Origin of the sequence: Brevibacillus composti (assembly GCF_016406105.1) — a bacterium.
GTDB lineage: Bacteria > Bacillota > Bacilli > Brevibacillales > Brevibacillaceae > Brevibacillus > Brevibacillus composti.
Genome location: NZ_CP066308.1, coordinates 538,774 through 562,317 on the forward strand (window position 1 = coordinate 538,774; position 23,544 = coordinate 562,317).

Sequence of the window (23,544 nt, forward strand, 5' to 3'; positions counted from 1 at the left end):
GTTTCAGTTCTCTACTCTACTACAGGCCAACTCGCATCCAAACCGCTCGGCGGCCCGCAACGGATGGACAAATGAATCGGCTAGTCCATTTTTTCCTTCAGCAGCTTCTTCAAAACCTCGCTGGAAATCATACTCGTAACCGGCTTGGGGTCATCCTACACCAAATTTTCCGGGTTCAAACCTTCCAGCTCAGGCAAGACAAAGCGTCCGTCTTTGCGGATCAGCACATCGTCGAACCAGATTTCCCCGCCGCCGTACTCGGGACGCTGGATTTGCACCAGATCCCAGTGAACGGAGGAGCGGTTTCCGTTGTCTGCCACTGTATACGCATTGCCCGGCGTGAAGTGGAAGCTGCCGGCGATCTTTTCGTCAAACAGGATGTCCAGCATCGGATGCTTGATGTGCGGGTTAAAGCCGATGGCGAACTCGCCGATGTAGCGGGCGCCCTCATCCGTGTCCAGGATATCGTTCAGGGCCTTGGTATTGGAGCTGGTCGCCTCGACGATTTTCCCCTGGGAGAAGGTAAACTGCACATCGGTAAAGGAGATGCCGTTATAATTGGAGGCCGTATTGTAGAAAATCGTGCCTTCCACCGAATCGCGGATCGGTGCGGTGTAGACTTCGCCGTCGGGAATGTTGCGCTTTCCGTCGCACTTGATCGCCGGGATGCCCTTGATCGAGAAGGTCAGGTCGGTTTTCGTGCCGACGAGACGGACGCGGTCTGTGCGCTCCATCAATTCCACCAGCGGGTCCATCGCCCGGGACATTTTGGAATAGTCGAGATTGCATACATCAAAATAGAAATCTTCAAAACCCTCCAGGCTCATGTTGGAGAGCTGCGCCATCGATTTGTTGGGGTAGCGGAGCACGACCCAGCGCTTGTTCGGGACACGTTCGTTGGTGTGGACCGGCTGGTAGAAATGACGGGCGTACAGTCCCATTTTCTCTTCGGAGATGTCCGCGTATTCGTTGATGTTGTCAAAAGCGCGGATGGCGATATAGGCATCTACATCTTTCATGCGGGCCAGTTCATGCTTGGCCATCAGCTCCATATGCTCCTGGCTGGTGCCTTGCATCAGGGCTCGCATGATCTCCTGGTCTTTCAGGGTGACGAGCGGGAGAGCTCCTACGGCAAAGGCTTCCCGTACAAGTGCCCGTACCAGCGGCACCTGAATGCCGGTGTTTTCGATCAGCACCTTTTCGCCTTTTTGCAAATTGAGGGAATAACGGATGAGGCGACTGGCCAGTTCATTGATGCGCGGATCTGCCATTGTATGTAACCTCCTATAGATAAAAAAATTTTTTCTGTCCCCATTATCGCATAGCCGACTCAGCTGGGCTAGTGCTTTGGATGCGACCGGAACGAGCAGCTACTGCAAAAAAAAGAGCCCGCCCGCAAACGGGCAGGCTGGCTGAGTTTCTCGGAGAAGGCGGGGCTAGTAAAGAGGAGCGTCTGGCTGGGCGGCATCGCTGGGAGGTTCTACATAGCGGCCATAGTCGGGAACGGCGATGCTGTCAAAGTCGCGCACCAGCCTGGCCAGACCGGAGGAGAGCTGTTCGCCGTAGACAGGAAATCCGTGCCCGGTGATGGCACATGCGGGGCGGAGAGCTTCCAGCTTGATCACAGACTCTTTGGCGGCTTCCCAATCCGTGGTCAGGTAGCGGGGAGGCCCGGAGATCTCGACGGTCTGGGTCAACACCTGGTAGAGAGAGTCCTGTCTGACGGTAACAAAGGCATCCCCGGCAATCAAGGTGCGATCCTCTTCGCGGAACAGGGAGATGTGGCCGGGAGCATGTCCGGGCGTATGAATCCAGCGCCAGCCCGGCATATGGGGGACAGTGCCGTCCGGCGGCAGAACCCGGAGGCGATGCCCCAGATCAATGCCCCCATTTGGAAACATCGGGGACATTTTGGCGACCATCCCGCCCTCGACTGTGCTGTCCGGTTCGGGATAATTCGCCGTGCCGTCCAGGTAAGGCTTCTCCAGCTCGTGGGCGTAGACCGGCACATCCCAGAGCGAGGACAGCTCCTGTACGGCTCCAATATGGTCAAAGTGGCCGTGGGTCAAAATAATGGCCTCGGGACGAGCGTCCTGCCCGAACCGATCCCCCACATGTGCGAGAATATCAGGTGTGGACCTGGGCATCCCGGCATCGACGAGAACCCATTTCTTGGTCAATGGATCGCCAACAAAACAGAGATTGACCACCTGGACGCACAAGGCGTACACATCGGGGGCAACCTCCTGGCCCAGTCCGCTGGCGATGGATGTCACTGGAATAAACGAATCCCGCATCTAATCTTAACTCCCTCCCTGAAATGTCCATCTTCTCCATTATGTTTGCCATAGCGGGAGATTTTATGTTCCGGGCGGGAGCGGCCTTCCGGCTACCCCACGTGAAATTGATTGCTTAGTTCATGCAGGCGGCCTGACTGCGCCAGCAATTCATTGGCCAGCTTCCGGGACTTCTCAATGGAAGAGAGCTGCTCACGAGAGGTATGCAGCATCTCTTCCGTGCTGGTCTTCGTCTCTTGGGAAATGGCGACGAAGGTCTCCAATGCAGCGTCGACCTCTCCCAGATCCCGGGAAATGTTGGACAAATCAGAGCTGGCCGCTTCCAGCTCGGTTGCCGTCCGGTCGATGGCGCGGCGGAGCTGGAGAAAGGCATTTTCTGCTTCCGAGAGCTTTGTCATGCTCTCTTGCAGCTGCTCGGAGGCTTGCGTGGTTTCGGCCGAGACGGAATAGGTTTCCGCCTGGATGCTTCTCACGATTTTGGCGATCTCGACCGTGGCCTTTTCTGATTCTCCGGCCAGCTTGGCCACTTCATCAGCGACGACGGCGAAGCCTCGCCCGTACTGTCCGGCCCGGGCGGCTTCGATCGTCGCATTGAGCGCCAGCATTTTCGTCTGTTTGGCGATGTTCTGGATCAGGGAGACTACGCTGCCGATCGACTCCGATTGATCATGCAGGGCGGTCATCCGCATATCCAGCTGCTCGTATGTTTGCGAGAAACGGCGGATCATCGCGGTCAGCTCGTCAATCCGTTCCTGGCCGTGCTGGGCTACCTTTTCCATGTCCTGACCCGAAGAGAGCACCGAGGTGATGGCGGAAAGCATTTCGTCCATATCGGCTTTCATCCGTTGGAAAGAGGAGGAGGCCGTCGCGGTGGAGCTGGCCGTTTCTTCTACACCGCGATTGACCGTCTCCAGCCGGAGAGCCAGGAGGGAGGAGCGTTCGCCGGCTTCTTCGGCGGCATGCCGAATGTCGTAGCCGTCGCGGTTCAGCTGGGTGATCATCTGCTTGATCTGGTTCACGATCTCGGCCATTTGCGCCACCATGTGATTAAAGCTGTCGGCAATGGAACGGATCTCCGGACCCTCGTGATCCAGGTCGGTCCGCTGCGTCAGGTCTCCGGCACTCACCTGGCGCATCTTGCCGATCAGGGCCTGAAACGGAGCCGTGATGCCGCGGACGATCAGCCAGCAGAGCATGAGCGAAAGCAGCAGGCTGGCCGTAATCGTAAACGCGATGAACCTGCCCGTCTGGACCAGCGGCGCGAGATATTGCTCCTGCTTCACGGCGATGACGTAGATGAAATTCTCCTCAGGCGAGTGGGTGTAAGCCAATGTATGTACCGTGCCGCCGACATCGACATGGGTGACGCCAAAGCGCTGTTCCTGGATCTCGATGCCCAGCTCCGCCGGAAAATCGATCGATTGCTTGGTGATATTTTCGAGGGGTTCAAAGCGGCCTTCCCGCACCATGAATTGTTGAATCGCCAGCCCTTTTTGGGCCAATGCGGCTTGCTGCTGGCGCAGTTCGTACTGCAGCCTTTTTTTGTATGTTTTTTCGTCAGCAGCGAATGTAAATTTCATCAATGCAATTTTTTCCCGAATTTTCTCTGTCTCTGATTCCAGCCGGGCTTCCATTTGCGAGATGATCACCTGTTTGGCCTGATAGTAAAACACGCCCCCTACGATTGAGGATGAAACCAGCAAGAGGCACAGGAGCGGAACGGTTATCTTTGTCTGGAGCCGTACATTCCTGTGCAAACGGGCAAATGGTGCAAACAGCGGCCCAAAAACAGCATTTGCTTTCATCGTATTCGTCCCCCCTGAAAAATAGTCAGATAGTCCCACTGCCATTGTAAGGAAGAAATGTAAAGCCAGTATGGAGGTCTTGTAAATGTGATCGTAAGAGAGGCGGGGCCAGCAGCCGGACAGCATGAAATAGCCGTATGATGAGGGAATAGATTCGCCGAAAAAACGAATAAATCTGGTCGTTCGCTGGAAAACGAACATTAAATAACGAACATTTGTCGAAGCAATTTTCATTTTCATTCGTTGATAAAAACGTATAATTATGTTTTAATTGAATTGAATCGTTCGTAAATAGGTGTTGGCATTACCCATATTATCGTGGGAAGGTGACTTCGCAAGTGGAAAAACGAGAACAACTCTACGAAGGTAAGGCGAAACGGATTTATCGTACGTCTTCGGAAAATCAGTATTGGGTCGAGTACAAGGATGAAGCCACGGCTTTTAACGGTGAGAAGAAGGCTACGATTACCGGCAAAGGCGAACTGAACAACCGCATCACGGCCATCTTTTTCACGATGCTGAAGGAGCGGGGGATCGACAATCACTTCATCCGGCTGTTGTCGCCGACGGAACAACTGGTCAAACGGGTGGAAATCATCCCGCTTGAGGTCGTCGTGCGCAATATCGCCGCAGGTTCTCTGGCCAAGCGCTTGGGGATGGAGGAAGGCACTGTACTCCCTCAGCCCGTCGTCGAATTCTACTACAAGGACGATGCCCTGGGCGATCCGCTCGTCAATCCTTCCCATATCAACATCTTGGGAATTGCCAGTGAGGAAGACCAGGCCCGTCTGGAAAAGCTGGGGCTGGCCGTAAATGAAGTGCTGCAAGCGTATTTGCAGGAGAGAAATATCCTGCTCGTCGATTTTAAATTGGAATTTGGCCGTACGCCGGACGGGGAGATTCTCCTCGCCGATGAAATATCACCGGACACCTGCCGATTTTGGGATGCCCGGACCAAAGTGAAGCTGGACAAGGACCGTTTTCGCCGCGATCTCGGCGGCGTAGAAGAAGCCTATCAGGAAATGCTCAAACGATTGGGAGGAGAAGCACATGTATAAAGCTGTCGTTTACGTCACACTGCGTCAAAGCGTTTTGGACCCGCAAGGACATGCCGTAAAAGGGGCGCTGCACTCACTTGGTTTCGACGAGGTGAAAGATGTGCGCATCGGAAAGTACATGGAGGTCGAGCTGGACACCGCTGACCGCAGTCAGGCGGAGGAGCGAATCTCTGCGATGTGCGAAAAGCTGCTCGCCAATACGGTGATTGAAGATTACCGCTTTGAGATTGTGGAGGGCTGAGCGATGCGAGTAGCCGTAATCGTTTTCCCCGGTTCCAATGCCGACGTCGATTTGTACCAAGCAGTGGAAGACGTGATGAAAGTGCCCGTCGATTACGTCTGGCACTCTGACGATAACCTTTCTGGCTATGATGTGATTCTTCTGCCGGGCGGTTTCTCCTACGGAGATTACCTGCGCTGTGGCGCAGTCGCCCGCTTTTCGCCGATCATGGAAGCGGTGGGCAAGGCCGCCGAAGCTGGCAAGCTGATCGTCGGCATTTGCAACGGCTTCCAGATCCTGACCGAAGCGGGACTTTTGCCAGGGGCGCTGCTGCGAAACCGCTCGCTGAAGTTCCGCTGCAAGCTCTCCGGGCTGCGCGTCGAAAATAACGAGACCGCCTTCACCCGGGACTACGCGGCGGGAGAAGTGATCCAGATCCCCATCGCCCATGGCGAGGGCAACTATTACTGTGATGAAGAGACCCTGCAGAAGCTGAAAGATGGCAACCAGATCGTCTTCCGCTACTACGGAGAAAATCCGAACGGCTCGCTGGAAGACATCGCCGGTATCTGCAATGAACGAGGAAACGTACTCGGTATGATGCCGCACCCGGAGCGTGCCGTGCACGAATGGATGGCTTCCGCCGACGGACGCCGCATGTTTACCTCGATACTACGGACATGGGAGGAACGAAACAGTGTCACAGCTCACTCGCAATGAACCGACTGCCCAGCAAATTGCCGACCAGCGTCTTTACCGCGACATGGGATTGACCGATGAGGAGTACCAGCTCGTCGTCAGCATCCTCGGACGCCAGCCCAACTGGACCGAGACGGGGCTGTACAGTGTCATGTGGTCCGAGCACTGCTCCTACAAGAACTCCCGACCCGTGCTGGGACGCTTCCCGACAAGCGGCCCGCGCGTGCTGCAAGGTCCGGGGGAAGGTGCCGGCATCGTAGACATCGGGGACAATCAAGCGGTGGTCTTCAAGATCGAGAGCCACAACCACCCTTCGGCGATTGAGCCGTACCAGGGAGCGGCTACCGGAGTGGGCGGCATCATCCGTGACGTCTTCTCCATGGGCGCTCGCCCTGTCGCTCTGCTCAATTCGCTCCGTTTTGGCGAACTGACCAATCCGCGGGTGAAATACCTGTTTGAAAATGTGGTAGCCGGAATCGCCGGCTATGGCAACTGCATCGGCATCCCGACCGTGGGCGGCGAGGTCAATTTTGACGCCACCTACGAAGGAAACCCGCTCGTCAATGCGATGTGCGTCGGGCTGATCGATCACGACAAAATCCAAAAAGGCGTCGCCAGCGGGATCGGCAATCCGGTCATCTATGTCGGGGCCAGCACGGGCCGCGACGGGATTCACGGCGCGACCTTTGCTTCCGAGGAACTGAGCGAGGAATCGGAGAGCAAGCGTCCGGCTGTCCAGGTGGGCGACCCGTTCATGGAAAAACTGCTCCTCGAAGCGTGCCTGGAGCTGATCGATACCGGCATCGTCGTCGGCATTCAAGACATGGGGGCGGCAGGCTTGACCTGCTCCAGCGCGGAGATGGCCTCCAAGGCGGGCAATGGTATCGAGATGGACCTCAATCTGGTGCCGCAGCGTGAGCCGGGCATGTCCGCTTATGAAATGATGCTGTCCGAATCGCAGGAGCGCATGCTGGTCGTCGTGGAAAAGGGCAAGGAAGCGGAAGCGATCGCGATTTTCGATAAATGGGGGCTGGCTTCTGCCGTCGTCGGCAAAGTGACGGACGACAGCATGCTTCGGCTGATTCACCACGGTGAGGTCGTGGCCGAGGTGCCGGTGAAAACGCTGGCGGATGACGCGCCCGTGTACCATCGCCCATCGGCTGTCCCTGCCTACTACGAAGAGAATGCCAAGGTAGATCCGGTAGCAGCTATCCCTGAGCCAAAGGACTTGAACGAAACGCTGCAGGCGCTGCTCGCCCAGCCGACTGTCGCGAGCAAAGCGTGGGTCTATGAACAGTACGACCACATCGTCCGCGCCAACACAGCGGCAGGGCCCGGCTCCGACGCGGCCGTGGTGATGGTGCGCGGCACCCGCAAAGCGCTGGCGATGAGCACGGACTGCAACGGACGCTATGTGTACCTCGACCCTGAGGTAGGGGGCGCAATCGCGATCGCGGAATCGGCGCGAAACGTGGTCTGCTCCGGAGCGGAGCCGCTGGCGGTCACCGACTGCCTCAACTTCGGCAACCCGGAAAAGCCGGAAGTGTTCTGGCAATTTGAGAAGTCCGTAGACGGCATGAGTGCGGCTTGCCGCGCACTGAGCACGCCGGTCATCGGCGGCAACGTCTCGTTCTACAATGAGCGGAGCGGCGATGCGATTTACCCGACGCCGACAATTGGCATGGTCGGGCTGATCGCCGATGTGGATCACATCACCAAGCAGAACTTCAAAGACGCAGGCGATGTAATTATCCTGCTCGGGGAAACATTTGCCGAGCTGGGCGGAAGCGAGTATCAGAAGTATGTGACCGGCTCGATCTCCGGCCGTCCGCCGCAAATCGACCTGGCCAAGGAGGCAGCGCTGCAGAAACTGGTGCTGGACGCCATCCGCAAAGGGCTGGTCAAATCCGCTCACGATCTCTCCGAAGGCGGGCTGGGCGTAGCCCTCGCAGAAGCCTGCTTCGGTCACAATATCGGCGCGACGGTGTCGCTGGACACCGAACTGCGCGCAGATGTGCTGTTATTTAGCGAATCGCAATCTCGTATCCTGATCAGCGTGGCAAAAGAGCATGCGAATACGGTACTGGCACTGGCCCGTGAGCAGGGGGTTCCCGCTCAGGCAATCGGGGAGACAGGCACGGAGCAACTGGTGGTGAACATCAACGGAACCGAAGCTGTACGTGCACCGCTCGCAGCTTTGAAGGCCGCGTGGAAGGATGCGATTCCATGTTTGATCGGATAATCTGGGATAAACTGAACGAAGAGTGCGGTGTCTTTGGCATCTACAATCACAAGGAAGCGTCCCCTCTCACCTATCTGGGACTGCATGCCTTGCAGCATCGCGGTCAGGAGAGCGCAGGCATCTGCGCCTCCGACGGCGAGCGCTGGTACAAACACCGCGGGATGGGATTGGTGGCGGAGGCCTTTGCAGGGGTGGATCTGAACACGTTTCGCGGCGACATTGCCATCGGCCATACCCGCTACACGACAGCAGGCTCCAGCAAGATTGAAAATGCGCAGCCGCTCTTTTTTCGCTACGCACACGGCAGCATGGCTGTTGCCCACAACGGCAATCTGGTCAATGCTTCGGTCCTGCGCAAAGAGCTGGAGGCCAAAGGCTCCATTTTTCAGACGACCAGCGACACCGAAGTGATCGCCCATCTGATCGCCCGCTCCCAGAGCAGCGATTTGACGGAAGCGGTTCGCGAGGCGCTGCAGCATATCAAGGGGGCCTACGCGCTGTTGGTGATGAACGAGCGGCAGCTGATCATTGCGCTGGATCCCAACGGGCTGCGTCCGCTTTCCCTGGGCCGCCTCGGCGATGCCATCTGCGTAGCGTCCGAGACCTGCGCCTTTGACATCATTGGCGCCGAGTATTGGCGCGATGTTCGCCCGGGCGAGCTGATTGTCGTCGATCAGGACGGCGTTCACGAATCCACTTTTTCCGCGAACACGCAGCGTTCCATCTGCACCTTTGAATACATTTACTTCGCCCGTCCGGACAGCGACATCGACGGCATCAACGTCCACATGGCCCGCAAGCGGCTGGGCAAGCAGCTCGCGCTGGAAGCCCCGGTGGAAGCCGATGTCGTCACCGGTGTCCCGGACTCCAGCATCTCCGCTGCGATCGGCTTCGCCGAAGCGACGGGCATTCCCTATGAGCTCGGTCTGATCAAAAACCGCTACGTCGGCCGGACCTTTATCCAGCCGACGCAGGAATTGCGGGAGCGCGGCGTCTACATGAAGCTGTCCGCTGTCCGCAAGGTGGTCGAGGGCAAGCGGGTCGTCATGATCGACGACTCCATCGTGCGCGGAACCACGAGCAGCCGGATCGTACAGATGCTCCGCGAGGCCGGAGCCAAGGAAGTCCACGTCCGCATCAGCTCGCCGCCGGTCATGAACCCGTGTTTTTACGGGATCGACACGTCTACGAGAGACGAATTGATCGCTTCCTCGCAAACGGTGGAGGAGATCCGCCGCTTTATCGGAGCCGACTCGCTCAGCTACCTGAGTGTGGAAGGCATGCTGGATGCGATCGGACGCCGGGATGACTCTCCGGACCGCGGGCATTGTCTGGCTTGCTTTACCGGCAAGTATCCGACAGAAGTGGAATTCGAGGCGGCGCTGCCCGCAGCCAAGTGCTGATGGGACAGACAAAAAGCAAAGCAGATAACCTCTACCAATGGAGGAGAAACCATGAGTGATGCATACAAGCAAGCAGGAGTCGATATTGAGGCGGGCAATCAGGCCGTCGAACGGATGAAAAAGCACGTCAAGCGGACCTTCCGCCCAGAGGTGCTGACCGATCTGGGGGGATTCGGCGCCCTGTTTCGCCTGGATACCAGCAAGTACAAAAAACCGGTGCTCGTCTCCGGGACGGATGGTGTCGGTACCAAGCTGAAGCTCGCCTTTGCGCTGGACAAACACGACACGATCGGCATCGATGCGGTCGCCATGTGCGTCAATGATGTCGTCGTGCAGGGGGCGGAGCCGCTCTTTTTCCTCGATTACCTGGCTTGCGACAAAGTCATCCCGGAAAAGATCGAGGCCATCGTAAAGGGGATCGCCGACGGCTGCGCACAGGCGGGCTGCTCCCTGATCGGCGGAGAGACGGCAGAGATGCCGGGCATGTACGCCGAAGGGGAGTATGACATCGCCGGCTTTACGGTCGGGGTGGCAGACGAAGACAAGCTGATCACCGGCGCTGCCGTGAAGCCAGGAGACGTGCTGCTCGGCCTCGCTTCCAGCGGCGTACACAGCAACGGCTTCTCGCTGGTGCGCAAGGTGCTGCTCGCGGATCGCGGACTTTCGCTCACGGAGCATGTGGATGCGCTGGGCAAGACGCTGGGCGAGGAGCTGCTCACGCCGACGCGGATTTACGTGAAGCAGATCCTCTCCCTGCTGGACACAGTAGAGGTGAAGGCCATGGCCCACATCACGGGCGGCGGATTCACCGAGAACATCCCGCGCGTCCTCCCAGAGGGCACACAGGCTGTCGTCGATGTCGGCACTTGGCCGATTCTGCCGATCTTCACGCTGGTGCAGGAGGCGGGCGGCATCTCCTGGGACGACATGTACCGCACCTTCAACATGGGCATCGGGATGATCGTCGTCGTATCGCAAGCAGATGCCGAGCGGGCGACGGAGACTCTGAAACAGCTGGGTGAACAGGTGTACCGGATTGGCTCCGTCCGCGAGGGAGAACGAAAAGTCGCATACAACGGGGTGGCATGGTGAAACGGATAGCCCTGTTTGCCTCGGGAAGCGGCTCCAACTTCCAGGCTGTAGTGGAAGCGGTGAAAAGCGGAAGGCTGGCTGGGGCGGAAGTGTCCCTGCTCGTTTGCGACAAGCCGGGTGCTGGTGTGCTCGGCAGAGCGGAGAAGCTCGGTGTCGAGGCGTTTGTCTTCGATCCGAAAGCCTACCCGGACAAGGCGGCTTTTGAGCGGGAGATCGTCGCTGAGCTGCAGAAAAGGGAGATTTCCCTGGTGGTATTGGCCGGCTACATGCGGCTGGTCGGGGATACGCTGCTGCAAGCTTTCGAAGGCCGCATGATCAATCTCCATCCGTCGCTGCTCCCCGCGTTTCCCGGCAAGGATGCGGTGGGGCAAGCTCTCGCCTGCGGGGTAAAGATAACGGGGGTAACGGTGCATCTGGTCGATGCGGGGCTGGATACGGGCCCGATCATCGCGCAGATTCCCGTAGAGGTGAGAGAGCAGGACACGGCGGAGAGCCTGAGTGCCCGGATCCATCAGGTAGAGCACGGCTTGCTCGTCGACGTGATCGACAAGCTGCTCAGCGGACGCGTCCATGTGGATGGACGGCGTGTGCGGGTAACGGAATAGCCATGGACAAAGTCCTTACCGTCTGAATGTGAGACGGTAAGGACTTTTTTGATTCAAAAGATGCGATGGTGTGAACCCCCGCGGCGGCGAGGAAAACAATCCGGGCTTTGTAGACTGGCTGATCGGAGGAGCGAAGGAATTTCCCAAAAAATTACCAAAAGGAGATTTCTTCTCCTTTTCATACCGTTATAATGACACTATGTACACAAAAGGAGAGGAAAAATATGGACAAGCTCATACATAAGAGTGCAAGCCTTCCCTGTGGGCCAGAAAAAGCCTTCGAGTATTTTACCAAAAGCGAGCATCTGGCCAGCTGGTTCACCAATGCCGCCGAGGTGGAGCCGGTCGTCGGGGGAAAATACGAACTGTTCTGGAATCCGCAAGACCGTGAAAATGACAGTACCATCGGGTGCAAGGTATTGGCGGTAGAACCGGGCAAGCTGCTGGTGTTTGAGTGGAAAGGCTCCCGGCAGTTTGCTTCGCTGATGAACGAGGTGCGTCCGCTCACGCACGTCGTGGTCTCTTTTATTTCCGAGGGAGACGGGACAAACATTCAGTTGATCCACAACGGTTGGGGAGATTCACCGGAGTGGGAGGCTGCACGAGGCTGGTTTGAACAGGCGTGGAATATGGCGCTGGCGGGTCTCGTGAAATACGCGAGCGCGCAGGCCGTTGATAAATGCTGTGAATAAGACGGGCAGACCGATTCCTCTCTGACAAAAATTGAAACGGGATGGCTCCCGAGGCAAAACTTTTTGCTTCCCCTGACATAGAGTAAAAGGAGGCTGGATGGAAGGGGGAGCAAAATGAACGGAGATTTCGTAGCCGATCTGCTGGGCAAGCTGAGCAAGCGAACAGGGCGGGAATGGACGCTGGCTGACATCATGAAGCTGGCGGAGAAACTGCCGAAAAACGGGTCGGGAAACATCGATTCCGTACTGAGCGAGTTGTCCGGCATGGGACTGAATTTATCGGACGAAACCAAGAATAAAGTACGCCAGCAGGTGAAGGACGGAAAGTCGTTTTCACCTGATCAAATTGAGGAGCTCATCGCCCAGCCCACATCAGGGAAGAGCGAAAAGCGGAAAATCTCATCCAACGATAGCGGGAGCAAAGCGAGCGGAAAGGCGAAGGCGCCGAAAAATGCGTCGCTTCGGGAGCGCATCAAAAAAATGCAAAGCAGGAATAAGAAACGGTCATGAAGGCTTTCCAATCCTTCGAACGAGAAAGGGATGCCGAACCGTGATAAACGAGCGCAGTCAACCGTGCCCAGGTGCGGAGGGGCTGCGCTTTGTTTTCTCTGGTAAACTTGATAATTACGTACAATTATGTTTTAATATATGAGTAATGTTCGTGTTTTCAAAAGGGTTTTGAAAAAAGTCAGGAGGTTCTATTCGTGAGTGTGAAAAAAGCTCTAATCAGCGTTTCGGACAAGACTGGATTGGTTCCTTTTGCGCGCCGTTTGGCAGCCGCAGGAGTGGAGATTATTTCGACAGGTGGAACAGCAGCTTCTCTCAAGGAAGCGGGCATTTCTGTGATAGGCATTTCCGACGTAACCGGTTTTCCAGAGATCATGGACGGACGTGTAAAGACGCTTCACCCGAATATCCATGGAGGCCTCTTGGCTGTGCGCGACAACGAGTCGCACATGAGGCAGCTGAAAGAACTGAATATCGGGACCATCGATCTGGTGGTCGTCAACCTCTATCCGTTTAAAGAAACGATTGCGAAGCCGGGTGTCACCTATGCCGAAGCGATCGAGAATATTGATATCGGCGGACCGACGATGCTCCGCTCGGCGGCGAAGAACCATCAGTTCGTCTCCGTCGTGGTAGATCCGGCTGATTACGAGCAGGTCGCCGGCGAGATCGAGGCGGCAGGCGACACCACGCTGGAAACGCGTCGCCGTCTGGCAGCCAAGGTATTCCGCCATACAGCCGCTTACGACGCTTTGATCGCCGGTTACCTGAACGAAACGGTGGGCGAGGTGTTTCCAGAGAACCTGACCGTGACCTATGAAAAGGTGCAGGACCTCCGCTACGGGGAAAACCCGCACCAGCGGGCCGCTTTCTACCAGGAGCCGCTGCATGGACGGGCCGCCGTCTCCCGCGCGGAACAGCTGCATGGAAAAGAGCTCTCCTACAATAACATCAATGACGCCGATGCAGCGCTTGCCATCGTGCGCGAATACGCGGAGCCGGCCGTGGTGGCCATCAAGCACTCCAATCCCTGCGGCGTGGGGATCGGCACGGATATTCGCGAGGCGTATCAAAAGGCGTATGACGCCGACCCCGTCTCGATTTTCGGGGGGATCGTCGCGGCGAACCGTCCCATTGACGAAGCGACCGCTCTTTTGATGAAGGAAACCTTTTTGGAAATCATTCTGGCTCCTGATTTTACCCAGGAGGCGCTGGATATCCTGAAAGAAAAGAAAAATCTTCGCCTGCTCCGTCTGCCGAGCATCGCGGAGGCCCAGCCGCAAAAAACGGCCGTGCTGCGTGTCGCTCCGGTTGCCGGAGGGGCATTGGTCCAGGACTGTGATCTCAAGCAGCTGACAGACGAAGAGATTCGCGTAGTGACGGACCGCGAGCCGACCGAGGGCGAACTGGCCCAGCTGAAATTCGCGTGGAAAGTCGTCAAGCATGTGAAGTCGAATGCGATCGTCCTCGCCCGCGACAATATGACGATTGGCGTAGGTGCAGGCCAGATGAACCGGGTCGGGGCAGCCAAAATCGCCATCGAGCAAGCGGGCGACAAAGCGCAGGGGGCTGTGCTTGCCTCCGACGCCTTCTTCCCGATGCCGGACACGGTGGAAGCGGCCGCAAAGGCAGGAATTACGGCGATCATTCAACCGGGGGGCTCTGTTCGCGATCAGGATTCGATCGACGCATGTAACCGTTTTGGGATTGCCATGGTCTTTACGAGTGTGCGACACTTTAAGCATTGATAGAGATTTTGAAAAGGTCTTCTCAGGAGGGGAATACGATGAACGTATTGGTAATCGGCAGCGGCGGCCGTGAACACGCGATTGTCTGGAAGCTGGCGCAAAGCCCCAAGGTAAGCAAGATTTTTTGTGCCCCTGGCAATGGAGGAACGGCCCTGCTCGCAAAGAACGTGCCGATTCCCGTTCATGATTTTGCCGCTCTGGCGCAGTTTGCCAAGGATGAGGGTGTGGATCTGACGATAGTAGGTCCTGAGGACCCGCTCTTGGGCGGTATCGTTGATTTCTTTGCGGAGCGCAGCCTGCCGATCTTCGGACCGAGCGGGCAGGCGGCCAAAATCGAAGGCAGCAAATCCTTTGCCAAGTACCTGATGAAGCGCTACGGCATTCCGACAGCAGCTTACGAATCGTTTATCGATTATGAATCTGCTCTGGCTTACGTGCGTGAGCAGGGAGCGCCGATCGTGATAAAGGCGGACGGTCTGGCGGCGGGCAAGGGCGTCATCGTCGCGGAGACGCTGGAAGTAGCGGAGCGGGCGCTGTATGCGATCATGGAGGACCAGGTCTTCGGCCAGGCGGGGGCACGTGTGGTCGTAGAGGAGTTCATGCAAGGCGAGGAGCTTTCCCTGCTTTCCTTTGTCGACGGGGAGTCGGTCAAACCGATGGTCACCTCGCAAGACCACAAGCGGGTGTTTGACGGAGACCAGGGCCCCAATACGGGCGGCATGGGCACGTACGCTCCCGTGCCGCATATGTCAGCCGAACTGGTCGAGAACATCGTCGCCACCATCGTAAAGCCGATGGCGGCGGGCATGGCCCGGGACGGCATTCCGTTTCGCGGCGTGCTGTACACCGGGTTGATGATTACCCAGCAGGGGCCGAAAGTCGTCGAGTTCAATGCGCGCTTCGGCGATCCGGAGACGCAAGTGATTTTGCCGCTGCTGGAGACGGATCTGGTGGACATCTGCTTGGCGACAGTAAATGGCGAGCTGGACTCCCTCGATGTCAAGTGGAAGCAGGGCGGTGCCGTCTGCGTCGTCATGGCTTCACCGGGCTACCCGGATGAGTATCCGAAGGGCTTGCCGATTTACGGACTGGATCGCGTCCCCTCCGGCGTCGCCGTCTTCCATGCCGGGACTGAGAAGACACCTGAGGGGACTGTCACCAGCGGGGGACGGGTGCTCGGGGTGACTGGCATCGGCGAGGATCTGAAAGCGGCGAGAGAAGCCGCATACGCAGCCGTCGAATCGATCCGTTTCGAGGGAGCCCACTATCGCAAAGACATCGCAGCGCGGGCATTGGGCCACTCCAACGTCTAGCCGCAATCCCTGCGCCTGCATGCAACAGCAGAAAAACCTCCTGGCCATCGCCAATTGAGCGAGCGGACAGGAGGTTTTTTCGCATACAGCTTGACGCATTTGTTTTTTCAAATGGCGGCAGGATGAACCAGCAGGCGGTCTAGGCCCCGATCTCTTTTTTGGCGGCCGGCCGTCTGACCCGTCTGAACAAAAGCTGATAAGACAGATAGATAACCAGAAAGAGAATCATGCAACCAGAGGACCAGGTATACATGACCGCGTAGCTGGTGGCGGAAGCAATCAGGCCGAGCAGCATGGCTCCCGCATTGCAGAGGAAGAACCAGCCGACGTTGTCGATGTTCACTTCCTTGCCGAACAGGGCGAGAAAGCTGATCAACCCGCCGTACGTAATCCCCAGCAAAAAATTGAGAAAGGCCGGCAGCCAGACGATGCGGGGAAGGCCTCTGTCCGGTTCGGCAGGATGCTGGTTGGACGAGACAGCAGGGATGAGGGCATCCGCTCCGTCTTCCTCCGCGCCTATCTGACGGATCCGCATCTCCCGGCCGGCCGCATCCGACTGAATGAGCCGCAGCAGAGGGAGTATCACCACGACCAGCGCGATCGCTGATACCGAAAGAGTAACAAATCCATGTTGGCCCAGGATCCACAGGCCGATGACCGGCGCAATCGACATAGCCAGACTGGATGAGAGCCCAAAGTACCCCATGCCTTCACCCATTCGCTTGGCGGGTACGATATTGGAAGCCAGCGTGGGAAAAGTGGTGCTGGTCATCCCGAAGCCGGCGCCGAAGACAACCCTCATCAACAGCAGCATCGCGATCGATCCCGACCAGACGTAACCGATCGTGGAGAGGGTGACGAGGCCCAGCCCGATGAGCAGGATCGTCATGCTCTTTTTCGTCTCCAGGGCTTTCCCCGTAAAAATCCGGGCAATCACGGCAGAAACGGCAAACAGGCTAATCACCAGGCTGACGGTAAAGTCGCTGGCGTAAAAGCGTTCTGTGACGTAAGCCGGGAAAGAGGGGGTCATCATCTGCAAGTTTAAAAATAACAGCAAATTGCAAAGCGTCAGCAATACAAACTTCTTTGTCCATAGTTTCTCTGTACGTTCTTCGTGGACCACAGTATGTCTCTCTAGGCGTTCCTCCACTTTTCCACTCCTATTCTTTGATGACTTGTTTGATGTTGGTTTGAATGGTTAAAAGCGTCTCTGTAAAAAGCTGCAGCTGCTGCGGGGGGATTCCCGCCAGCATCTCTGCGAGCGCCTTTTTTTCCAGCGGGATTGCTTGCTCGGCAAATTGCTTTCCTTTTTCCGTGAGAAAGATCAGAAAAGCGCGGCGGTCTGTTTCACTTACTTTTTTCTCGATCAATTCCTTGCGCAAAAGGACGTCGAGAATACGGGCAGTCGTAGGCTGGTCTTTGGCCGTCCGGGCGGCAATCTCCTTCTGATTGATGCCGTCCTGCTCGCACAGGCGCATCAGCACGGAAAACTGTTCGGGCGTAATATCCAGCTCCCTCAGGCGTAGCGCGACGAAATGGCTCATGCGCCGGTACGTCAGGCCGAGCATAAAGCCAATCGACTCGTATGGCGATGCAGCATCCAAAAAAGACAGCTCCCCTCCACAAATAATTGTCATAACAATTATAAGCACGACAAGTTTGTTTGTAAAACGAAAAATCTGCAAGAAACGAGCATATAAAAAAAGAGATACCCCGGTCATTGGCGGTATCTCCCTTTATTTCTGCGCGTGTTGTAAAAAAAGTACCCCATCACGGCCACGCACCCGATGATGATGGCAATGACAAACAGATTGTGGGAAATCCATTCGTACAAGGGGGGGCCGACAAAAGACATGCGACAGTCCTCCTGTTAAGAATAGGTGGGGTAGAGATGCTCGTCCGTGCTGTATCGTTCCGAGGGCCGTTTGTCCCGATCGGCTTCAGGGACAGATACAAACTCGCGTACGGCAGCCTCCAGCATTTTGTCTTCGGGTGAGAGCTCTTTCTTCTCGCCCTCTTGCGGAGATGTGACGCTTGCGGCCATAGCGGAGGCCAAGCCGGATTCGTCTGTCTTCGCAGAGGTGCCGCTGGTCCCGGTCATCCGGTTCAACGCTGCCCGCACGCCGGCTTGCGTCAATTTGTCCGCCACCTTGGTCATCCCTTTTTTGGTGACCGTATCCATGTCCATGGCGTAGAGCATCGGGCAGAAGCGCGTGGCTCCTTCTGCCACTTTCATGGCGGACATGGTTAAGAGTACCCAGGGGGTGCGATGGGGACGACGGTTCATTTTGCCGATGCCGTACGCCAGCCCGACGAGACCGGCTGTAATGCGGATCATGGCATCTACACGGCCGACGTTTCTTTGCATGAGGATTCCTCCTGTCCAATTTGTCTTTAGTGGCTAGTTTGTGCGCCCGGTTGAAAAACAGCCAAGGAAAATGTTTCTAATACGGCGAAAGCATTTAAGGAAGCAAGGGTTGATTGATCGTAAAAGACGGGAGGGATTGGACTTGCGTGTTCGTACAATAGATGAAGCTGCCTATGTGAAACTGCTGCGGGTGTCCAAACGGGAGGAACCTGCCGATTTGTGGATTCGAGGCGCCAAGGTCTTGCATGTCTATACAAAGGAATGGCGCGAGGTCCATATCGCCATCTCCGGGGAGAGAATCGCCTATGTGGGGGAGAGGGAACCTCTGGCGGGGGAGCAGACGGAGATCATCGATGCTGCAGGCAGCTTCGCCGTGCCCGGGTATATCGAGCCTCATGCGCACCCCTTCCAATGGTACAATCCCTTTTCGCTGGCAGATTTTGCGCTTGAGCGGGGAACGACGACGCTCATCTCGGACAGTCTGATGCTGATGAGCTTGCCTTTCGAGCAAGTGTCCCGGATCATGGATCAGCTCGCGGAGCATCCGGTCAAGCAGTATTTCTGGGGGCGGCTGGATCCGCAGATGAGGCGGGACAAAGCCGAACCGCCTTTTGACCGGGAGAGCATCAGCCGGATGCTGGAGCACCCCCGTGTCGTACAAGGAGGAGAGCTGACGGACTGGCAGGGTGTGCTGCGGGAGGACGAGACCCTGCTGTACGGCATCAAACGGACGCTCGACCTCGGAAAGCGGATGGAAGGACATCATCCGGGGGCCTCCGAGCAGACGTTGAATCTGGCTGCCGCAGCCGGAATAACCGCCTGTCATGAAAGCATAACAGCTGAGGATGTGCTGCGCCGCCTGCGGCTGGGGATGTACGTCACGCTGCGGCATTCCTCCATCCGTCCCGATTTGCCGATCCTGGTCAAAGGACTGCTCGAAGCGGGAATTCCCTGGTCATCCCGAATGATGCTGACCTCGGACGGCTCCACACCGCCCATCTACCGCCAGGGGCTGATGGATGGCACGATCCGCGTGGCGATCGAAGCGGGGATGCCTCCCGAGGAAGCGTATGTGATGGCGACGCTTAACCCCGCCGTCTATTACGGAATCGACAGCGAAGTGGGAGGGATCGCTCCGGGACGCTTGGGCGATATCCTGCTTTTGCAAAGTCCCGAGGAGCCAACCCCGGAGCTCGTGATCGCAAACGGACGGCTCTCGGCCAGACAGGGAGAACTGCTCGTCCCGACGGTGAAGCCCGATTGGAGCGACTATGATTTTCCCCAGGTGGCCCATGGCGGGCACGGAGGAAAAGAAGAGTGGTTCCGGATCAGAAGCGAGGGAGAGGCCGTCCCCGTCATCCACATGCTGAATGCCGTCATTACCCGGTTGGAGTGGGAGAGGCTTCCCGTCGACGATCACGGCTATGTGTCTTTCGAGCAGGACCCGGAGCTGGCTCTCCTCTGCCTGATCCACCCGCGGAAAAAACGTCTCGCACAGGCGGTTGTGCGTGGGTTTTGCGCCGACTTGGAGGGCTTGGCCAGCACCTATACCGCTGCTGACGGCTGGCTGGTGTTGGGCCGTTGTCCCCGCTCCATGCAGCAGGCATTGCAGCGCGTGTTGGAGCTTGGCGGCGGCGTGGTCGCCTGGGAATGTGGGCGGGCCGCAAGTGAAAATCCGCTTCCTCTGGCGGGGCGATTTTCTCCCGCATCGATGGCGGACGTGATCGTGAGGGCAGAGCAATTGACAGACTGGCTGCGGCAAAAGGGGCATCCCCATCTGGATCCGCTGTATTCTCTGCTGTTTTTCACAGCGACGCATCTGCCTTATGTCCGGCTGACGTGGGAAGGAATCGTCGACGTCAAAAGCGGCGAAATTTTACATCCCGCGCGAGTCTTGTCGGATTGAGCCCGTTTCCATTCTTTAGTGAACCGCAGTATTGATATATTCTTTCCGAGAATGAACTTCATGATTATGTGATGGCAGGATATGTGATATAAAAAAATATTTTTTTCTCTTGTAAATTTTCTAATTTATTTTAAAATGAAAAAGAATCAGGCTGCATCTATCATAGGCGCTGGGAAAACTTGTAATCGGACAGGTTGAAATCAGCCAGCCGTGCAGCCGGATTTCTTTTTGTAATTGCATAAAAAGAAATAAAAGGGGGATTCAATTCTGCATGAGAAGGAGACAGGATGGGATAAATAAGGCGGCACAAACCAGGCGAATACGATAAAAACAGACAATCGCCCGCAATTTTCTCGGTAGCGGTATTCCTGAATGTTTTGATATGATAGGAATGGCTGATTTTTCTGTCTTTTTAGGCATAGCAGGAAGTTGGTAGTAGTCAGGAAGTCCTCATTCAGCCAAAGGGGCGTACATAAGCCCTCTCTTCTTGCCGAATGCACCAAATTGGAATTACCACACAAGTTTACGAAGGAATGAGGGATGAGAAGCATGATGCTCAGCATTTTGCCTCAGGTGTTGGTTGACGGGTTGACACTGGGATTCATGTACGCTGTCGTCGCTCTCGGCTACACCATGGTTTACGGCATTCTTGAATTTATTAACTTTGCCCACGGGGAAATTTTCATGGTAGGCGCATTTGTCGGAACAGAGGTATTGTTGATCTCCGATTCGTTGGGTGCGCTGGAGGGCATGAATCCGTACGTAGCCTTTGTCCTGACGCTGGTGATTGCGATGGCGCTGACGGGCGGATTGGGCGTTCTGATCGAACGGATAGCCTATCGGCCGCTGCGCGGTGCACCTCGTCTGGTTCCGTTGATTTCAGCGATTGGGGTTTCCTTCCTGCTGCAAGACCTGGTCCGCTTTACAGAAGCGATCGCCCGCAATGAGTTTTACCTCAACACCCCGATGCTTTTCTCGGGCAGTATTTCGCTCGGAGTGGCTTCGATCCCGACGAAAGGCTTTATCGTTATCGTTCTCGCTATCATCATGATGATCGCGCTGACGCTGTTTATTAGCAAGACCAAGTGGGGAATCGCCATGCGCGCGGTGGCGCAGGATCAATCTACGGCTTCCCTGATGACGATCAATGTGGACAAGGTCATCATGCTGACCTTCTTGATCGGTTCCAGCCTGGGCGGAGCTACTGGGGTTCTGTTCTCGCAAAACTACGGGACAATCGACCCCTATATTGGCTTTATCCTCGGATTGAAGGCGTTTACAGCAGCCGTTCTCGGCGGGATTGGAAATCTGCGGGGCGCGATGGTGGGCGGCGTGCTGCTCGGTCTCTTGGAATCCCTCTCCGGCGCTTATATGGGGCCGCTGACCGGAGGCGCATTCGGTGCTGAGTACAAAGACGTATTTGCTTTCAGTATTTTGATTCTAGTGCTTCTGTTCAAGCCAGAAGGGCTGTTTGGCGAAGCCGTGAAAGAGAAAGTGTAGGTGAGAGATATGGCAAACATCGGATGGAAATCGATCAAAGGAATTCCGCTCATTTTTACCTTGATCTGGATCGCTGGCTTTGCAGCAGCACTTCATTTTATGGACAAATCGGTTATCGCCTTTTTAGGGATCCTGTTCTCGATTATTCTCATCTACTATACCAACACCAGCAAAAATATGCGCATCATCCTCGGAGCGGCGGTCTTGCTCCTGATCATCCCGCTGGTGGCCGGGGACAACCGCTACTACATGGAAGTAGCCTCGCAAGTGGGCATTTACGTAGCGATGGCGCTGGGATTGAATATCGTCGTGGGCTTTGCGGGACTGCTTGACCTGGGATACGTTGCGTTTTTCGCGGCAGGTGCGTATGCCTATGCGATCTTCTCCACCTCCCAGGCAAACCAGTTCATTCCGGGTGAGCTTTTCCCGCTTTCTGGCGAAGCGTTCTGGCCGTTCCTGATTATCGGATTGATCGTCGCCGCGATATTCGGGATATTGCTCGGGTTGCCGGTTCTGCGGGTAAAAGGGGACTACCTGGCCATCGTTACGCTGGGCTTTGGTGAAATTATCCGGATTATCTTTAACAACCTGGACAAACCGATCAATATTACCAACGGTCCGCAGGGGATTACGCCAATCCCGCAGCCGGAGCTGTTCGGCATCAAAATGAGTACGCCTTTTTACTTCTATTTCATCGTATTGATCGTGATCATTTTCATCGTTATCGCCAATATCCGCTTTGAGCACTCCCGTCTGGGCCGTGCCTGGGTAGCGGTGCGCGAAGACGAGCTGGCCGCGCAGTCCATGGGGATTTCCCTCTTGAATGCCAAGCTGGCCGCTTTTGCGACGGGCGCCTCTTTTGCGGGCGTGGTCGGCGTCATCTTTGCCGCCAAGCAGACCTTTATCGACCCGACATCCTTTACGCTGATGGAGTCGATCGGGATTCTCGTCATGGTTATTCTCGGCGGCAGCGGCAGCATCCCCGGCGTAATTCTGGGGGCAGCCTTTGTTACCGTGCTTCAGGTTCAGCTCTTGAAGGAGTTCTCCAACTTCCTGCATTCGCTGCAGCAATCGGGAATCATCAACCTGCCGAACCAGCTCGATCCTTCCAAATTCCAACGGCTGATCTTCGGGATCATGCTCATCCTGGTCGCGCTGTACAGGCCGAACGGTTTGATTCCGGCCAAGCGGAAGAAGAACGATCTGGATGCGATCAAAGGCAGCAAGTACGCAGAAGGAAAGCTCGGCATTTTGAGCAAGCTGCAGGGAAAAGAATCGTAGGGAAGGAGGAGGGAGCACGATGGCATTATTGGAAGCCAATGGGCTAACCAAACGCTTTGGAGGTCTGGTTGCCAATCAGGATGTAACGGTACAAATCGAACAGGGAACCATCACGGCCGTCATCGGTCCAAACGGTGCGGGCAAAACAACCTTCTTCAATATGGTGACGGGTTTTTACGAGCCGGATGAAGGAGACGTTTTGCTCGATGGAAAGAGCATTAAGGGACTGCGCCCTGACCAAATCGCGGAGCGGGGGATTACGCGGACCTTTCAAAATATTCGTCTGTTCAAACAGATGACAGCGCTGGAAAATGTCATGGTCGGCACGCACAGCAGACTGTCCGCAGGTGTGCTTGGCATCATGTTCAATACCAAGCGCGTTCGCGAAGAAGAAGAGCGGGCAAAGGTAGAAGCTTACCAATTGATGGAGTACGTGGGCATTGCCGATATCGCCAACGAAGCGGCGGGCGGCTTGCCTTACGGTTTGCAGCGGCGGCTGGAGATTGCCCGCGCGCTGGCCACCAATCCGAAAATTATTCTGCTCGATGAGCCGGCTGCCGGGATGAACCCGCGCGAGACCGTCGAGATGACCGAATTTATCCGCAAGTTGAAGAGCGAACTGGGCCTGACGATCATTCTAATCGAGCATGACATGAAGCTGGTCATGGGCCTGAGCGAGTACATTCACGTGCTGGACTACGGACGCAAAATTGCCGAGGGGACGCCGGAGCAAATCCGCAACAACCCGAACGTCATCGAAGCGTACCTGGGTAAAAGCGCGACGGAAGTGTCGTAAGAGGGGGAGGAA

21 protein-coding genes, 1 tRNA gene and 1 pseudogene are annotated in these 23,544 nt (G+C 56.3%); 16 read left to right on the forward strand and 7 right to left on the reverse strand.

Going from position 1 to position 23,544, the window contains the following annotated elements; genetic code table 11:
• Nucleotides 1–155: 155 nt before the first annotated feature.
• The 3 genes from JD108_RS02920 to JD108_RS02930 all read right to left on the reverse strand — a co-directional run bounded on the left by JD108_RS02920 (nt 156) and on the right by JD108_RS02930 (nt 4,102).
• Nucleotides 156–1,271 carry an aminopeptidase gene (locus JD108_RS02920; RefSeq protein WP_198828488.1) on the reverse strand — a complete coding sequence of 372 codons (1,116 nt, stop codon included), beginning with the start codon at nt 1,269–1,271 and terminating at the stop codon, nt 156–158.
• Nucleotides 1,272–1,436: 165 nt separating this feature from the next.
• Nucleotides 1,437–2,297: an MBL fold metallo-hydrolase gene (locus JD108_RS02925; RefSeq protein ID WP_198828489.1), complete on the reverse strand. Its 861-nt coding sequence runs from the start codon at nt 2,295–2,297 to the stop codon at nt 1,437–1,439.
• A gap of 92 nt (nt 2,298–2,389) precedes the next feature.
• Nucleotides 2,390–4,102, reverse strand: a complete 1,713-nt coding sequence (locus JD108_RS02930) for a methyl-accepting chemotaxis protein (protein ID WP_198828490.1) — start codon at nt 4,100–4,102, stop codon at nt 2,390–2,392.
• Nucleotides 4,103–4,440: 338 nt separating this feature from the next.
• Between JD108_RS02930 and purC the strand changes: the two genes are divergently transcribed.
• The 11 genes from purC to purD all read left to right on the forward strand — a co-directional run bounded on the left by purC (nt 4,441) and on the right by purD (nt 15,681).
• Nucleotides 4,441–5,160, forward strand: a complete 720-nt coding sequence (gene purC / locus JD108_RS02935; RefSeq protein WP_198828491.1) for a phosphoribosylaminoimidazolesuccinocarboxamide synthase — start codon at nt 4,441–4,443, stop codon at nt 5,158–5,160.
• On the forward strand, nt 5,153–5,401 hold the full coding sequence (gene purS, locus JD108_RS02940) for a phosphoribosylformylglycinamidine synthase subunit PurS (RefSeq protein ID WP_198828492.1): 249 nt from the start codon (nt 5,153–5,155) through the stop codon (nt 5,399–5,401). The genes purC and purS overlap by 8 nt, the downstream gene beginning before the upstream one ends.
• A gap of 3 nt (nt 5,402–5,404) precedes the next feature.
• A complete protein-coding gene (gene purQ, locus JD108_RS02945) occupies nt 5,405–6,100 on the forward strand; it encodes a phosphoribosylformylglycinamidine synthase subunit PurQ (RefSeq protein ID WP_198828493.1) in 696 nt (231 codons plus the stop codon).
• Nucleotides 6,078–8,321 (forward strand): phosphoribosylformylglycinamidine synthase subunit PurL, encoded by a 2,244-nt coding sequence (purL, locus tag JD108_RS02950; protein WP_198828494.1) that lies wholly within the window; start codon nt 6,078–6,080, stop codon nt 8,319–8,321. Before purQ ends, purL begins: the two co-directional genes overlap by 23 nt.
• Complete coding sequence (gene purF / locus JD108_RS02955) at nt 8,306–9,724, forward strand: amidophosphoribosyltransferase (protein WP_198828495.1); 1,419 nt, start codon at nt 8,306–8,308, stop codon at nt 9,722–9,724. The genes purL and purF overlap by 16 nt, the downstream gene beginning before the upstream one ends.
• 51 nt (nt 9,725–9,775) lie before the next feature.
• Entirely contained in the window at nt 9,776–10,816 is a 1,041-nt protein-coding gene (gene purM / locus JD108_RS02960; RefSeq protein ID WP_198828496.1) for a phosphoribosylformylglycinamidine cyclo-ligase, read from the forward strand.
• Nucleotides 10,810–11,421: a phosphoribosylglycinamide formyltransferase gene (gene purN / locus JD108_RS02965; protein ID WP_198828497.1), complete on the forward strand. Its 612-nt coding sequence runs from the start codon at nt 10,810–10,812 to the stop codon at nt 11,419–11,421. The genes purM and purN overlap by 7 nt, the downstream gene beginning before the upstream one ends.
• A gap of 224 nt (nt 11,422–11,645) precedes the next feature.
• Nucleotides 11,646–12,113, forward strand: coding sequence for an SRPBCC family protein (locus tag JD108_RS02970; protein ID WP_198828498.1), 468 nt, complete (start codon nt 11,646–11,648; stop codon nt 12,111–12,113).
• 114 nt (nt 12,114–12,227) lie between these two features.
• A complete protein-coding gene (locus JD108_RS02975) occupies nt 12,228–12,623 on the forward strand; it encodes a hypothetical protein (RefSeq protein ID WP_198828499.1) in 396 nt (131 codons plus the stop codon).
• A gap of 194 nt (nt 12,624–12,817) precedes the next feature.
• Nucleotides 12,818–14,368, forward strand: a complete 1,551-nt coding sequence (purH, locus tag JD108_RS02980; protein WP_198828500.1) for a bifunctional phosphoribosylaminoimidazolecarboxamide formyltransferase/IMP cyclohydrolase — start codon at nt 12,818–12,820, stop codon at nt 14,366–14,368.
• 38 nt (nt 14,369–14,406) lie between these two features.
• Entirely contained in the window at nt 14,407–15,681 is a 1,275-nt protein-coding gene (purD, locus tag JD108_RS02985) for a phosphoribosylamine--glycine ligase (protein WP_198828501.1), read from the forward strand.
• 139 nt (nt 15,682–15,820) lie between these two features.
• On the opposite strand, the gene JD108_RS02990 is transcribed toward purD, so the two are convergent.
• Entirely contained in the window at nt 15,821–16,831 is a 1,011-nt protein-coding gene (locus tag JD108_RS02990) for an MFS transporter (RefSeq protein ID WP_228728278.1), read from the reverse strand.
• A gap of 31 nt (nt 16,832–16,862) precedes the next feature.
• Here JD108_RS02990 and JD108_RS02995 point away from each other — a divergent pair.
• Nucleotides 16,863–16,936 (forward strand) — tRNA-OTHER (locus JD108_RS02995).
• Between the two features lie 100 nt (nt 16,937–17,036).
• Here the strand turns inward: JD108_RS02995 and JD108_RS22750 are convergent.
• The 3 genes and pseudogenes from JD108_RS22750 to JD108_RS03010 all read right to left on the reverse strand — a co-directional run.
• Nucleotides 17,037–17,402 (reverse strand): annotated as a pseudogene (locus tag JD108_RS22750) (MarR family winged helix-turn-helix transcriptional regulator); the annotation flags it as partial.
• Nucleotides 17,399–17,536 (reverse strand): EYxxD motif small membrane protein, encoded by a 138-nt coding sequence (locus JD108_RS03005; RefSeq protein ID WP_198828502.1) that lies wholly within the window; start codon nt 17,534–17,536, stop codon nt 17,399–17,401. The gene JD108_RS03005 and the pseudogene JD108_RS22750, both read right to left, overlap by 4 nt.
• 15 nt (nt 17,537–17,551) lie before the next feature.
• Nucleotides 17,552–18,049, reverse strand: coding sequence for a YgaP family membrane protein (locus JD108_RS03010; RefSeq protein ID WP_198828503.1), 498 nt, complete (start codon nt 18,047–18,049; stop codon nt 17,552–17,554).
• 142 nt (nt 18,050–18,191) lie between these two features.
• Between JD108_RS03010 and JD108_RS03015 the strand changes: the two genes are divergently transcribed.
• From JD108_RS03015 to JD108_RS03030, 4 genes are all read left to right on the forward strand, one after another.
• Nucleotides 18,192–19,955 (forward strand): adenine deaminase C-terminal domain-containing protein, encoded by a 1,764-nt coding sequence (locus JD108_RS03015; RefSeq protein ID WP_198828504.1) that lies wholly within the window; start codon nt 18,192–18,194, stop codon nt 19,953–19,955.
• 552 nt (nt 19,956–20,507) lie between these two features.
• Nucleotides 20,508–21,455: a branched-chain amino acid ABC transporter permease gene (locus JD108_RS03020; protein WP_198829963.1), complete on the forward strand. Its 948-nt coding sequence runs from the start codon at nt 20,508–20,510 to the stop codon at nt 21,453–21,455.
• A 9-nt stretch (nt 21,456–21,464) separates the two neighbouring features.
• Complete coding sequence (locus JD108_RS03025; RefSeq protein WP_198828505.1) at nt 21,465–22,736, forward strand: branched-chain amino acid ABC transporter permease; 1,272 nt, start codon at nt 21,465–21,467, stop codon at nt 22,734–22,736.
• Between the two features lie 19 nt (nt 22,737–22,755).
• On the forward strand, nt 22,756–23,532 hold the full coding sequence (locus JD108_RS03030; protein WP_198828506.1) for an ABC transporter ATP-binding protein: 777 nt from the start codon (nt 22,756–22,758) through the stop codon (nt 23,530–23,532).
• Nucleotides 23,533–23,544: the final 12 nt, after the last annotated feature.

Bases quoted from the DNA above. Each gene is read 5' to 3' on its own strand.
- JD108_RS02930 (WP_198828490.1), bottom strand. From the start codon at position 4,102: ATGAAAGCAAATGCTGTTTTTGGGCCGCTGTTTGCACCATTTGCCCGT.
- purF (WP_198828495.1), top strand. From the start codon at position 8,306: ATGTTTGATCGGATAATCTGGGATAAACTGAACGAAGAGTGCGGTGTC.
- JD108_RS03020 (WP_198829963.1), top strand. From the start codon at position 20,508: ATGCTCAGCATTTTGCCTCAGGTGTTGGTTGACGGGTTGACACTGGGA.
- JD108_RS03010 (WP_198828503.1), bottom strand. From the start codon at position 18,049: ATGCAAAGAAACGTCGGCCGTGTAGATGCCATGATCCGCATTACAGCC.
- purS (WP_198828492.1), top strand. From the start codon at position 5,153: ATGTATAAAGCTGTCGTTTACGTCACACTGCGTCAAAGCGTTTTGGAC.
- purQ (WP_198828493.1), top strand. From the start codon at position 5,405: ATGCGAGTAGCCGTAATCGTTTTCCCCGGTTCCAATGCCGACGTCGAT.
- JD108_RS03005 (WP_198828502.1), bottom strand. From the start codon at position 17,536: ATGTCTTTTGTCGGCCCCCCCTTGTACGAATGGATTTCCCACAATCTG.
- JD108_RS02970 (WP_198828498.1), top strand. From the start codon at position 11,646: ATGGACAAGCTCATACATAAGAGTGCAAGCCTTCCCTGTGGGCCAGAA.
- JD108_RS03025 (WP_198828505.1), top strand. From the start codon at position 21,465: ATGGCAAACATCGGATGGAAATCGATCAAAGGAATTCCGCTCATTTTT.
- JD108_RS02975 (WP_198828499.1), top strand. From the start codon at position 12,228: ATGAACGGAGATTTCGTAGCCGATCTGCTGGGCAAGCTGAGCAAGCGA.
- JD108_RS02925 (WP_198828489.1), bottom strand. From the start codon at position 2,297: ATGCGGGATTCGTTTATTCCAGTGACATCCATCGCCAGCGGACTGGGC.
- JD108_RS02920 (WP_198828488.1), bottom strand. From the start codon at position 1,271: ATGGCAGATCCGCGCATCAATGAACTGGCCAGTCGCCTCATCCGTTAT.
- purD (WP_198828501.1), top strand. From the start codon at position 14,407: ATGAACGTATTGGTAATCGGCAGCGGCGGCCGTGAACACGCGATTGTC.
- purM (WP_198828496.1), top strand. From the start codon at position 9,776: ATGAGTGATGCATACAAGCAAGCAGGAGTCGATATTGAGGCGGGCAAT.
- purN (WP_198828497.1), top strand. From the start codon at position 10,810: ATGGTGAAACGGATAGCCCTGTTTGCCTCGGGAAGCGGCTCCAACTTC.
- JD108_RS03030 (WP_198828506.1), top strand. From the start codon at position 22,756: ATGGCATTATTGGAAGCCAATGGGCTAACCAAACGCTTTGGAGGTCTG.